Here is a 12,415-nt window from a genome sequence, read left to right on the forward strand (position 1 = left end):
CGGTCGACCGGGTGGCCCCGTATGCGACGCGTCAGTCCCCGGCCGGCACGAGCAGATGTTTCTGGACCTTGCCCAGGCTGCTGCGCGGGAAACCGGCAACCTCCTCGACCCACTCGGGTGTCTTGTAGCGCGCGACGCCGAGCTCGGCGAAGTGCGCCCGCACGCTCGCCAGATCGACCTGCGGCCCGTTCTCGCTACGGACGACGAAGGCGTACACGCGCTCGCCGTAGCGGTCGTCGGGCACGCCGACGACCGCGGCCTCCAGGACGCCCGGGCAGCTGCTCAGCAGCCGCTCCACCTCGAACACCGAGATGTTCTCGCCGCCCCGGATCACGATGTCCTTCATCCGTCCGGTGATGGTCAGCCGGCCGTCCACCATCCGACCCAGGTCGCCGGTGCGGAACCACCCGTCGCCGGGCAGGTGCGAGCGGTCGCCCGACAGGTAGCCGAGGAACTGTTCGGAACCGCGCAGCCAGACCTCGCCGTCGCGACCGTCCGGCACCTCGGCGCCGGCCTCGTCGACGATCCGGATCTCGGTGTCGCCGGTCGGGCGACCGTCGGTCTCCGCACGTTCGTCGAGGGTCTCGAAGGTACGGCAGCTCGTGGCCGACGGGTGCTCGGTCGACCCGTAGGCGCGGACCATCGAGATGCCGTACCTCTCGGCCCGCCGCACGAGCTGGGCGCCCACCACCCCGCCACCGGACTGCAGGGAGACCAGGGTCGTGCGGGTCGTGTTCCGGGCGTCGAACTCGTCGAACAGCGTCGTCGCGTAGAACGGGGACGACCCGCCGCCCGTCGCCCCGTAACGCTCGAGGGCGTCGGCGGCCACGGCAGCGTCCCACGCGGCCAGCATCGTGAGCTCGCGGCCGAGGCACAGGGCCACCAGCAGACTGTCGAGACCGGCCACGTGGCCAAGCGGGAATGCGTTGAAGACATGACCGCCGTGCAACACGTCGACGGCGGTGCCCCAGTCGATCACCTCGGCCAGGATGGACGCATGGCCGTGCAGCACGCCCTTCGGAACCCCGGTCGTTCCGGACGTGTAGAGCAGGAAGGCTGGAGCACGCTGATCGGACGGGAACCGGTCGGCGCTCCAGGGCGGCCCGTCCCGATCGAGATCCAGGACGTTCGCGATCGGGTCGCCGGGCTCCGACAGGGCCACCGGCGGACGGCCGCTGCGCGCGAGCGCGGCCAGATGGTGGGTGAGCGGGTGCTTCGGGCCGCGGCGGTCGGACAGCAGCAACCGCGTCCCGGACAGCGTCAGGATCTGCTCGACGTCGGCGTCGCCCAGGATGGACACGAGCGGCAGCACGGTTACCCCGGCGAGGATCCCTGCGACGACGGCGCGGCTGTGGCTTCGGGAGTTGCCGCCGCGGGTCGCCACGACGTCACCGCTGATCAGCCCCTGACCCCGTAGCGCCGCGGCCAGCTGCAGCGACTCCTCGACGAAGCGGCGCAGCGTGACGTGCTCGGCCGTGCCGTCGAGCGCGACGAAGTGCAGGGCCGCGTCGGGGCTGTCGCGGGCGCGATCGAGGATCGCCTGGACGAGCCCGGGCCGGGACTCGGTCTCGCCTGCGGCAACGGGCTCACGCACGGCGCGCGAAGGTGATCTGCAGATCCTCGGGCCCGTAGAGCATCGCGGCCGGGGCGGTCATCCGGGGAGCGTCGACGACCTCGACGTCGGTGAGCTCCTGGGACAGCACGCCCAGGGCCTCCTGCACCTCGGCGCGCGCGAGACCGGCGCCCAGACAGTAGTGATCGCCCAGTCCGAACGGCACGTCGAAGGACTCGTCGTGACGTCCGGTGCCGCGCGGACAGAACTGCTGGGGCGCACCGAAGTGCTCGGGGTCGCGCGAGGCAGCCTGCACGTTGAGGATCACCCGGCGGCCCCGGCCGATGTGAACGCCGTCGTCGCCGCCGAACTCGAAATCCTCCTGGGCCACGCGTACGACGAAGTTGACCACGGGTTGCACCCGCAGGGTCTCCTCGGCGACCTGCTCGACGAGTTCGGGTTCGGCGTGCATGCGCTCCCACATGCCGTCCTCGGCAACCACGGCCCGGACGGCCGAGGCGAGCTGGTACCGAGTGGTGTCCTGGCCCGCGAAGATCAGGTTGGCGACGTTCCAGGCCAGCTCGTCGTCACTGATCCGGCCCTGCGTGACCTGCGCCTGGATCAGGCCGCTGATGATGTCGTCCTGGGGGTCGCGCGTGCGCGCGTCGACCAGGGCGAGGCAGTACTCGCGCAGGGTGGACAGCGCCCTCTCGATCTCGGGGAAGCCGGGTTCGATCGGTGTGGCGGCGAGCAGGTGCAGTGTGGTCGCCGCGGCGGAGAAGGCCGGGATGTCGGCGACGGGGATGCCGATCATCCGGCACAGGACGGTCATCGGGAAAGGGCTGCTGAACGCCTCGACGAAGTCGATCGGCGCTGCGCCGTCGGGCAGGGCCGCGACGAGGTTGCGGGCGACCTCGCGCATCATCGGCCGCGCGTCGTTCACGATCCGGGCGCGGAAGGCGGCAAGGAACACCCGCCGGATGCGATCGTGCTTCTCGCCGTGCAGGGCCACCAGCAGGCCGTGCTCGGCGAACGAGGACAGCATCGGCTGGGCGCCGTACCGGCGGTAGACGTGGGCGTCCTGTGTCTCGAGGCGGGGGTCGGCGAGCAAAGCCTGCACGTCCGCGTGCGCCAGCACCTCGATACCGCGACGGCTGAAGAGGAACCGGTCGCCGGCGCGGGCCTCGCGCAGCACGGCCGCGGCGTCGGCGCGGAACGCCTCGGAATCGACGTCGAGGTAGGGGAGCTCGCTCTCGGCGCGGGCTGCGGGGGACCGGAGAACGGCCATGGCTGGTCGACCACCTTCCGCGGGGTCCGGGCTCACCGGGTCCGCCCGACGGTATCAACGAAGCGCCGGTTGGCCTACCATCGGGTGACTTAGTTAACGATGATTGGCGATGCGACGTGGCAGGCTTGACCTTCTCCCCGGATCTCGAGCAGTTCCGCACGCGCGTGCGCGCGCACATCGCGAACCATCGCCCCGAGCTGCCCAGGCTGGCGGGAACGCGTAGCCCGGACGTAGAGACCATGCCGCGCTACCGGCAGTGGTGTGCCTCGCTGTTCACGGAGGGCCTGCTCGGCAGCGACTGGCCGGTGGAGTGGGGCGGCGAGGGCCGGGCGGACCCGCTGCGCGAGTACGTCGTCGACCAGGAACTCGCCGCCGCGAAGCTGCCCCGACCGGTGGGTGCGTGGAACCTCGTCTGCGGTGCGCTCTTCGACTACGGCAGCCCCACGCAGAAGGAGCACCACCTGCCGCGCATCCGCTCCTTCGACGACCTGTGGTGTCAGCTGTTCAGCGAGCCGGGCGCCGGCAGCGACCTCGCCGCGCTGCGGACCTCCGCGATCCGGGTGGGCGACGAGTGGGTCGTGAACGGCCAGAAGGTGTGGACCACGCACGCCCACGTCGCGGACTTCGGCTTCCTGCTCGCGCGAACGGATCCCGCCGCGGGCAAGCACGCGGGCATCAGCGCCTTCGTCGTCGACATGCGGGCCGCGGGTGTGACCGTGCGCCCGTTGCGCGAGATGACGGGCTCCAGCGACTTCAACGAGGTCTTCCTGGACGACGTCCGGTTGCCGGCCGACGCGCTGATCGGGCAGCCGGGCGAGGGCTGGGCGATCGCCCGCACCGCCCTGGCACACGAACGGGGACAGAGCCTGCGCGAGGACAGCGCCACCGACCGGGTGCGTCGTCTGGTCGAGCTCAGCGCCGACGACGGGCCGGTCGGCGCCGATGCCGAAGCACGTCGCGAGCTCGGCCGGTTGTACGCGCGATCGTCGGTGGCCGACCTGCTCGGGCTGGAGGGCGTGCTCAAGGACGCCGCCGGCCACACGACGGTCTACGACGCCCCGGTCGTCAAGGTGCTGTTCAGCGAGACCAACCTCGACATCAATACGTACGCGCTCGACGCGATGGGCGCGCGGGGCGTGCTCACCGAGGGTTCGCCGCAGGCGGTGGCCGGCGGGCTGTTCCAGGACGCCTTCCTCTGGGCGCGCGGGTTCACGATCTCGGCCGGCTCCAACGAGGTCATGCGCAACGTGATCGCCGAGCGCGGACTCGGGCTACCGAAGGGATGAGCTGATGCGCCTACCGAGCGACGACGAGGTCGCGCTGCGCGACGCGTGTCGCGACGTCCTGGCCCGCCACACGACCTCGGCCCGGTTACGTCTCACCTCCGAGTCCGAGACCGGCTTCGACCCCGACTTCTGGAAGCTCGCCGCCGAGCTCGGCTGGACTGCGCTCGCGGTGCCCGGCGCAGCGGGCGGGCTCGACGGCACCGTGTCGATGCTGGCCGTGGTCGGCGTCGAGCTCGGCCGTGCCCTGCAGCCCGGGCCGCTCTTGCAGACCCTCGCCGCGTCGCACGTGATCGGCCGGCACGGTGAACCAGGGGCCGTGCAGGACCTGCTGGACGCCGTCGTGGCCGGTCAGGCCGTCCTGACGTGGGGCGGATTCGAGCCGGACAGCCCGTCGACGGTGGACCAGCGCGGCGGCACGCTGCACGGGCACGTCGAGCTGGTGCCGGACGCGCCGTCGTCGACCCACCTGCTGCTGCCGTTCGTCCGCGACGTGGATTCGTCGCCGAGCCTCGCCCTCGTCGAGCTCGCCGCGTGCCGGGTGACCGCCACGCCAACCATGGACCTGACGCGGCGTTACGCGACGGTGTCGGTGGACGGGGTCGCCTACCGCGACCTCGGCCTGCCGGCCGGCGCCGGGCGGCGCCTGTTCGACGTCGGCGTCGTCCTGCAGTGTGCCGAGAGCACAGGCGTTGCACGTCGGCTGCTCGACATGACCGTCACCTACTCCGGCCAACGCGAGCAGTTCGGCCGCGCGATCGGCAGCTTCCAGGCGCTCAAGCACCGGATGGCGGACATGCTGGTCGAGACCGAAGGATGCCGGGTGGCCACGCGGGAGGCCGCCGACGCGCTCGACGGCTCCGAGGCCGGCGGTCGTTCGGTGGGCGTCGCCTCGTCGTGGGTCGGGCGCGCGGCCAGCTTCGTCGCCACGCACGCGCTGCAGATCCACGGCGGCGTCGGGTTCAGCTGGGAACACGACCTGCACCTGTTCCTGCGTCGGGCCAAGACCAACGAACTGCTGCTCGGCTCGCCCGGCTGGCACGACGAGCGGCTCTACCGATCCCTTCTACCGTCCGGAGTGCCTGGTGCGTCGTGATGCTGATCGCCACATCGGTCTGGTCCTGCCCAGCAACGAGCCCGGGGGAGCGGCCGTGCTGTCGACCCTGCCCGCCCGGGCCGAATCGTGGGGGTACGAGTCGCTGTGGTTCACCGACCACGTCGTCGGCGTGCGTGCCATGGCCGGCACGTACGGCGCGTACTGGCTGGACCCGCTGGTGGCGATGACCTGGGTTGCCGCGCAGACCTCGTCCGTGCGCCTGGGAACCGGGGTCCTGGTGCTGCCGCACCGCGACGCGGTACTCACCGCGAAGATGGTCGCGTCGATCGACGTGTTTAGCGGCGGCCGCGTCGACCTCGGCGTGGGCACGGGGTGGAGCCGTTCGGAGTTCCGCGCCCTCGGCGTCGCCGATCGCTACGAGGCGCGCGGCCGGGTGACCAACGAGTCCATCGAGGTCATGCGGGCCTGCTGGGCGGGCGGTGAGGTCGAGTACCACGGTGATTTCTTCGACTTCCGGCACATCGAGTTCGAGCCGACACCCGTACAGCCGCGCGTGCCGATCTGGGTGGGCGGCGACTCGCCGCCCGCGATCCGCCGTGCCGCGGCGTACGCCGACGTGTGGCACCCACACGACCTCACCCCGGCGGACCTGCAGGCCAAGGCCGAGCAGATCGACGAGCGGGCCGGTCGACGCGTGACCCGCACCGTCCGCCTCGCGCTGACCCCGGACGATCTGGCCGGTCTCGGCGATCTCGTGGACGAGTACGGCTCGGTGGGTTGCGCCAGCGTCGTGCTCGACTTCCGTTCGGTGTCGTCCGAGGGCGTGGTCGGGCTGGCGGAGAAAGCGGCCGAGCTGCTGCTCGGCTGATCGACACGAAGGATCGATGACGATGTCCGGTTACTCGCACCTGGCCGTGTCGGTCGCGGACCTCGAACGGGCACAGGCGTTCTACACGCAGGCGCTCGAGTTCCGGCCCGGCCCGGTCTACCGCTCGGCAGGTCGTCGGGTCGCGGCCCTGATGGAGAGTGCCGCGCTGGAGTTCCGTGGGGTGTTCCTGCGCCGTGGCGACGTGCTGGTCGAGTTGCTGTGTTACGAGCCGCCGGGGCCAGCAAGGTCGGCGCCGCGTCCGGCCGCCGACGTCGGGTACGCCCACATCAGCCTGGTCGTGGACGACGTCGACGCCGTGGCGACGGCTGCCGTGGCCCACGGCGGCGAGGTGCGGTCGCGTTTCCAGGTCGGGTTCGCCGACGGCCTGACCCGCATCGCCTTCGTCACCGACCCGGACGCGAACCGGGTCGAGCTCATCGCGCACTCGACGACCGGCGAGCGTGACGCGCACGCCGCCTATCTCGGTCTCGACGGTCTCGGCTGGCCGGCAGCAGACACACCGGGCCGGCCCGATGCCGGGCCGGTATGACGCCGGCACCGGCAGCTCCGACCGGGCGCCGGGCCTTGGCGGAGATAGTTTAATAAGGTAGATATGAGCGGGCTGGATCGTCGAGGTTGGGAGTGCCGGTGGAGTTCGGGTGGAGTGACACGGAACTCGCGTTCCGCGCGCGGTTGCGCCGCTTCATCGACGAGCGTCTGCCCGCCGAGTGGGCGTTGCTGATACCCGGCGAACACGTCGCCACGGACTTCACGATGAGCTTCTCCGCGGCGCTCGCCGACGCAGGCTTGTTCGCCTCCCACTGGCCGCACGAGTACGGCGGCAACGACGCGTCACCGTGGCAGTTCATCGTGTCCGGCGAGGAGCTGTGGGCCGCCGGCGAGCCGCGTGGGTCGCAGTACATGAACGTCAACTGGATCGGTCCGGCCATCTTCACGTCGGGTACGGACGAGCAGAAGGACCTGCACCTCAAACGCATCGCCGGCGGCGACGTCACCTGGTGCCAGGGGTTCTCCGAGACCGGCGCCGGCACCGACCTTGCCGCGCTGTCCACGACCGCCGAGCGCGACGGCGACAGCTACGTGATCAACGGTCAGAAGGTGTGGACCTCCTACGCCCAGGACGCCGAGTACTGCTTCGTCCTCGCCCGGACCGATCCGCAGTCGTCCGGCACGGCCGGGATCTCGATCTTCCTGGTGCCGACCTCGACCCCCGGCTTCCGCAGGGAGGTCATCCCCAGTGTGCTCGAGATCCACGAGTACAACCGGTTGACGTTCGCCGACGTGCGCGTGCCGGAGTCCTGCCGTCTCGGCGCCGAGAACGAGGGCTGGGCGGTCATCCGGTCGGCGCTGGCCCACGAGCGCATCGGCGGCCCGCGCTACGCACGCGCGGCTCTGGTCACCGAGCGCATCGCCGCGCAGGCCGAGGCCGAGGGGTGGTGGGGGCAGGACGGATTCGGGATGCGGCTCGCAGCAGCGCGGTCCGCCTGCGCGGCCGCGCGCATCCTCGTGTATCAGGCCATCGACGCACGGGTGAAGGGCCGCCCCGAGGATCTCGTGGTCAGCCTCGCCCGGGTCGCGATCGTGCGGTGCGAGCGCGCGGTGGCCGAGCTGGCCGCCGACCTGGGTGGCGAGGAGTCCCTGGTCGCCGGTTCGGTCGGCCACGGACAGCTCAAGACGGCCATGATCGCGGGCCTCGGTGGCGGCAGTGTCGAGGTCCAGCTGAACCAGATCGCGCGCATCCGGCTCGGGTCGGGCCGCTGACATGGACTTCGATCTTGACGACCGTCGGCGTGCGCTGCTGGAACTGGTCGACGCCGCGGTGGCCGACTCCGGACGGGACCGCGCGTTCGACGTCTCGGCGGTCAACGGGGCGGACACCGCCCTGGACGCGACCGTGAGCGCCGCCATGCTCGCCGAGCCCGGTCTCGACCTGCTCGACCGCGTGCTCGTCGCCGATCGGCTCGCCGAACTCGGCACCGCCACGACCGTCGGTACCACCCTTGCCGCCGCTGCCGCGTCCGACGCCGCCCTGCCCGGCGGCAGCGTCACCGTGTTGGGACCCACGGGACTCGCCCGGTTCGGCGCGACCGCCGCGCACGCAGTGGTCACCGACGGCGGGCAGGTGCGCCTCGTCGATCTTGAGCGGGCCGTGGTGGAACCGGTGCGCAGCGGTTTCGGTTACCCCTACGCACGGCTCGACGTGACCGGTGCGCGGACCGTGGCCGAGCTCGACAGCTCACGCTGGCACGAGGCCGTCGTCGCCGTCCGTACGGCTGAGGTGGCGGGGGTCGCCGCGGCGGCGGTCGCCCGCACCGCGGAGCACCTCAGGACCCGGGTCCAGTTCGGCAAGCCGCTGTCTGCCCTGCAGGCTTTGCGCCACCGCTTCTCCGAGGCGGCGGTGAGCACCGAGGCCGTCCGGTGGCTGGTGCGTGAGGCGGCCTGGACCCGCGCGCCGCGCGCGCTCGCTCTGGCAGCGCAGTACGCCCACCAGACGGCGGCTGCCCTCACCGTGGACCTCGTGCAGCTCGGCGGTGCGCGCAGCTTCGCCCGGGAATTCGGGATGCACGTGCACACCATGCGGCTCGAGGCCCTGCGTCTCGAGCTCGGCCCTCCGCACCTGCTGGCCCGGGCGGTCAACGGGGCCGGACAGCGGGCGGAGGCGGCGCATGGCCACTGAGCCGGGCGGCGCGCGCGCAGCGTCTGCCGTGCACCGCGTCGTCATCGCGGGCGCGTCCGTCGGGGGCTGCCACGCGGCCGAGCAGCTGCGGGCGCTGGGGTTCGCCGGTCGCATCACGCTCGTGGGGGCCGAATCGCACCTGCCCTACGACCGGCCGCCGCTGTCCAAACAGGTGCTGCTGGGGACGAGGTCGCCCTCCGAGGTGGAGCTGCTGTCGGCCGCCCAGCTCGACGGCCTGGGCATTGAGGTGAGGCTCGGGTCGGCAGCGACCGGCTGGAACGGCCGCGATCTCGCTCTCGCCGACGGGTCCTCGGTCTCGGCCGACCGGTTGATCGTGGCGACCGGGGTGCGACCGCGTGCACTGCCGGGCCAACCCGAACACCCGGCGGTGGGAACCCTGCGGACGGTCGACGACGCGGAGTGGCTGGCCGGGCGGCTGCGCCGCGGCGGCACCCTGGCGGTGGTCGGCGGCGGGTTCATCGGCGCCGAGGTGGCGTCCGCGGCCCGCACGCTCGGCTGCGACGTCGTCGTGCTCGAGGCCACGGTGCTTCCCATGCAACGGGTGCTCGGTGCCGACGCCGCGCTGCTGCTGCGCGAGGTCCTCGACGCCGCCGGGGTCGATTTCCGCGGCGGAGTCACGGTGCAGGCGATCGAACCCAGGGCCGACGCCGTGACGATCCGGCTCTCGACGGTCACCGGCTCGGCGTCCGTGCGAGCCGACACCGTGGTGGTCGGCATCGGGTCGCAGCCGCAGTGTTCGTGGCTTGGGGTCGACGATCCTCAGGGCATCCATTGCGACGACCGCGGTCGCGCGCTCGCGGTCCCGAACGCCTACGCCATCGGCGACGTCGCGGCCTGGCCGGACGGCGCGACGGGCACCACGGTCCGGACGGAGCACTGGACGAACGCGCGGACCCAGGCCGCGGCGGTCGCTGCGGACATCGTGGGGGCGGCCGCGCCGGCGGACGGGCCCCACTACTTCTGGACCGACCAGTTCGGGCTCAAGATCCAGGTCGTGGGACGGCCGGAACTCGCGGACGCGACCCACGTCACCCGGCCCCCGGACGGCAACGTCAAGAAGAGCGTCGTGCTGTACCTGCGCGACGACGTCGTGGTCGGGGTCGCGCTGTTCTCGGCGGCCCGGCACCTGACGAGCGCGGTCGACGTCGTGCGGTTCGGCCTGCACCGGGAAGCCGCGCTGGAGGCGCTGGCGCTGGCCGTCCCATCCGCCGACCTCGTGCGCGAACCGGGTGAGCCGACCGTGGGGACGAGGGCGGCGGCTCCGTGACCGATCCGTCGCGGACGCCCCGGTCGACCTCGCCGCAGGTGCCCCGGTTGACCTCGTCGCCGGCGGGCACGGTCGACATCGGCGATCTCCGCGTGCAACGGCTGGGGTTCGGGTCGATGCGGCTGGCGCTTACGCGCTCCGCCGACGGTGAGCGCAGTCGCGAGGCCGCGCACGCGCTGATCCGCCGGGCGGTCGAACGCGGGGTCACCTTCATCGACACGGCCAACATCTACGGCCTGGGCCGGTCGGAGGAGCTCATCGCCGAGGCGTTGCGGCCCTACCCGTTGGACGTCGTCGTCGGCACGAAGTCCGGGTATGAAACCCGCAGCCTGGCGCCGGGCGAGCAACGGCTGCCGGCCAGCGGTCACCCCGACCACCTCATCAGCGAGTGCGAGAGGAGCCTGGCCCGGCTCGGGGTGGAGCGCATCGACCTCTACCAGCTGCACACCCCGGATCCCGTCGTCCCGCTCGCCGACAGTCTCGGCGCGCTCGTCGAGCTGCAGCAGCAGGGCAAGATCCGACACATCGGGATCTCGAACGTGTCCCCGGAGCAACTCGACGAGGCCCGGTCGATCTGCCGGATCGTGTCGGTGCAGAACCGCTACAACGCCGGTGACCGGTCGTCGGAGGAGCTGCTCCGGATGTGCGAGCGACTCGGCATCGTCTTCATCCCCTGGCACCCCATCGTGCGCGACGAACAACGGATGCGGATCGCCGAGAGCATTGCAACGGCGCACGGGGCGACCGCCCAGCAGGTGACCATCGCCTGGCTGCTCCAGCGGTCCCCGGTCGTCCTGCCGATACCCGGCACCACGAGCGCGGGACATCTCGACGTCAACATCGACGCAGCGTGGATCCGCCTAACCGACGACGAGTTCGCCCGGCTCGGCGCAACGGTCGACGGGTAGGACGGCGTGCCCGCGGTCGCCCTGTCCGACGCGCTACGGGACCGCGCCCGCGAGGACCCCGAGCGCGCGGCGATCACGGACGGCCGGCGCACCCTGAGCCGTGCGCGCGTGGACGAGCTCGTCGACCTGTGCGCGCTGCGGTTGCTCGAGGCCGAGGTCGGGCCGGGCGCCGTGGTGGCCCTGTCGGCGACGAACTCCGCCGAACTGCTCATGGCGATCTTCGCGGTCTGGCGCGTGGGCGCGGTGCCGCTCGCGCTGCATCCGCGCAAGCAGCGTGACGAGATGATCGACCTGGTCGCGCGATCGGGCGCGGAGCTCGCCGTCGGCTTCCCGGCCGGGTACCGCGCCGACTGGAGCGGTGTCCGCACCTGCTCGCTCGACGACCTGTTCCGCCCGGGCGCGTCGGGGCCGCTGCCGGAGGTGCCGGTGTCCCCCCGACTGCGCATTGGCTCCAGCGGCGGCAGCACGGGCCCGGCCAAGCTCATCGCCGTCGACGTGCCGGCGATCGTGAACCCCGCCCGTCCGTGGCACTACGGCCTGCGGCCGGGCGGCACGCACGTCGTACCGCTCGACGTCTGCGACGGGACGGGTTTCGTGGCGAGTACGGCGGCCCTCGCCCTCGGGTGCCACCAGGTGCTCATGCACCGGTTCGACGCCGAGACGATGCTGGGTCTCGTCGAACGCTTCCGGGTGGACTGGACCGCCATGACCCAGCCGTCGATGGTCGCGACCGTCAAGCTGCCCGCGCAGGTGCGGACCGGCTACGACGTCTCGTCACTGCGCTGCGTCACCCAGTACTCGGGAGCGGTGGCCGAGTGGGTCAAGCGGGCATGGATCGAGTGGTTGGGGCCCGAGCGCATCGCCGAGAGCTACGGGGCGAGCGACGCACGTGGCAGCACGTGGATCGACGGCGCCGAGTGGCTCGCCCGGCCCGGTTCGGTGGGGCGCGCCGCACCGGGCTGCGAGATCGCGATCTTCTCCGCGGCCGGCCGTCGACTACCGGCCGGCGAGCCCGGGCTCGTCTACATCCGTGACCTGACCGGTCGGCGCAACTTCCATTACCTGCAGGGCGCGCCCGAGTCCCTGGACGGCGGCTGGGAGAACTTCGGCGACTCCGGCCGGCTCGACGGGGACGGTTATCTCTACCTGCTGGACCGGACGAAGGACATCATCGGCGCTGCGGAGGGGCCGGTGATCCCGCTGCCCGTCGAGGGGGCCCTCGAGTTCCACCACGCGGTCCGGTCCGCGGTCGTGATCGGCCTGCCTGGTCGGGACGGCGTCGAGCGGGTGCACGCCCTGATCGACGCGCCCGGCGGGGTCGACGTCACCGACCTCGAATGCATGCTGCGCGAACGTTTCCCCGGGGTGCGGGTGCCCGACACCTGGGAACAGGTCGACGGTCCGCTGCGCGACAACGCGGGCAAGGCCAGCCGGCGCCGGTTGCGCGACCAGCGGGTGCCGCCGGCCTGAGCG

11 protein-coding genes are annotated in these 12,415 nt (G+C 72.1%); 9 read left to right on the forward strand and 2 right to left on the reverse strand.

Annotated features, from left to right (window positions below):
- Positions 1-31: 31 nt before the first annotated feature.
- A complete protein-coding gene (locus tag ACFFCA_RS05505) occupies positions 32-1,594 on the reverse strand; it encodes a class I adenylate-forming enzyme family protein (protein WP_375482606.1) in 1,563 nt (520 codons plus the stop codon).
- Complete coding sequence (locus ACFFCA_RS05510) at positions 1,587-2,840, reverse strand: cytochrome P450 (RefSeq protein ID WP_375482608.1); 1,254 nt, start codon at positions 2,838-2,840, stop codon at positions 1,587-1,589. Before ACFFCA_RS05510 ends, ACFFCA_RS05505 begins: the two co-directional genes overlap by 8 nt.
- Positions 2,841-2,965: 125 nt before the next feature.
- Here ACFFCA_RS05510 and ACFFCA_RS05515 point away from each other — a divergent pair, with 125 nt between their 5' ends.
- The 9 genes from ACFFCA_RS05515 (at position 2,966) to ACFFCA_RS05555 (ending at position 12,412) form a co-directional block, all read left to right on the forward strand.
- The gene (locus ACFFCA_RS05515) at positions 2,966-4,126 is read left to right on the forward strand and encodes an acyl-CoA dehydrogenase family protein (RefSeq protein ID WP_375482610.1); all 1,161 of its coding nucleotides are present in this window, start codon (positions 2,966-2,968) and stop codon (positions 4,124-4,126) included.
- A gap of 4 nt (positions 4,127-4,130) precedes the next feature.
- Entirely contained in the window at positions 4,131-5,219 is a 1,089-nt protein-coding gene (locus ACFFCA_RS05520) for an acyl-CoA dehydrogenase family protein (protein WP_375482612.1), read from the forward strand.
- A complete protein-coding gene (locus tag ACFFCA_RS05525) occupies positions 5,209-6,048 on the forward strand; it encodes a TIGR03619 family F420-dependent LLM class oxidoreductase (RefSeq protein ID WP_375482614.1) in 840 nt (279 codons plus the stop codon). The genes ACFFCA_RS05520 and ACFFCA_RS05525 overlap by 11 nt, the downstream gene beginning before the upstream one ends.
- A 16-nt stretch (positions 6,049-6,064) precedes the next feature.
- The gene (locus tag ACFFCA_RS05530) at positions 6,065-6,598 is read left to right on the forward strand and encodes a VOC family protein (protein WP_375482616.1); all 534 of its coding nucleotides are present in this window, start codon (positions 6,065-6,067) and stop codon (positions 6,596-6,598) included.
- Positions 6,599-6,696: 98 nt separating this feature from the next.
- Positions 6,697-7,830 (forward strand): acyl-CoA dehydrogenase family protein, encoded by a 1,134-nt coding sequence (locus ACFFCA_RS05535; protein WP_375482618.1) that lies wholly within the window; start codon positions 6,697-6,699, stop codon positions 7,828-7,830.
- Between the two features lies 1 nt (position 7,831).
- Positions 7,832-8,746 (forward strand): acyl-CoA dehydrogenase family protein, encoded by a 915-nt coding sequence (locus ACFFCA_RS05540; RefSeq protein WP_375482620.1) that lies wholly within the window; start codon positions 7,832-7,834, stop codon positions 8,744-8,746.
- Complete coding sequence (locus tag ACFFCA_RS05545; RefSeq protein ID WP_375482622.1) at positions 8,736-10,034, forward strand: NAD(P)/FAD-dependent oxidoreductase; 1,299 nt, start codon at positions 8,736-8,738, stop codon at positions 10,032-10,034. Before ACFFCA_RS05540 ends, ACFFCA_RS05545 begins: the two co-directional genes overlap by 11 nt.
- A gap of 38 nt (positions 10,035-10,072) precedes the next feature.
- Complete coding sequence (locus ACFFCA_RS05550; RefSeq protein ID WP_375482725.1) at positions 10,073-10,942, forward strand: aldo/keto reductase; 870 nt, start codon at positions 10,073-10,075, stop codon at positions 10,940-10,942.
- A 6-nt stretch (positions 10,943-10,948) separates the two neighbouring features.
- Complete coding sequence (locus tag ACFFCA_RS05555; protein WP_375482623.1) at positions 10,949-12,412, forward strand: AMP-binding protein; 1,464 nt, start codon at positions 10,949-10,951, stop codon at positions 12,410-12,412.
- Positions 12,413-12,415 lie beyond the last annotated feature (3 nt).

Origin of the sequence: uncultured Jatrophihabitans sp. (assembly GCF_964252635.1) — a bacterium.
Taxonomy (GTDB): Bacteria; Actinomycetota; Actinomycetes; order Mycobacteriales; family Jatrophihabitantaceae; genus Jatrophihabitans.

Excerpts from the sequence above, each read along its gene's own strand:
- ACFFCA_RS05545 (WP_375482622.1), top strand. The coding sequence starts at position 8,736 with ATGGCCACTGAGCCGGGCGGCGCGCGCGCAGCGTCTGCCGTGCACCGC.
- ACFFCA_RS05540 (WP_375482620.1), top strand. The coding sequence starts at position 7,832 with ATGGACTTCGATCTTGACGACCGTCGGCGTGCGCTGCTGGAACTGGTC.
- ACFFCA_RS05530 (WP_375482616.1), top strand. The coding sequence starts at position 6,065 with ATGACGATGTCCGGTTACTCGCACCTGGCCGTGTCGGTCGCGGACCTC.
- ACFFCA_RS05510 (WP_375482608.1), bottom strand. The coding sequence starts at position 2,840 with ATGGCCGTTCTCCGGTCCCCCGCAGCCCGCGCCGAGAGCGAGCTCCCC.
- ACFFCA_RS05520 (WP_375482612.1), top strand. The coding sequence starts at position 4,131 with ATGCGCCTACCGAGCGACGACGAGGTCGCGCTGCGCGACGCGTGTCGC.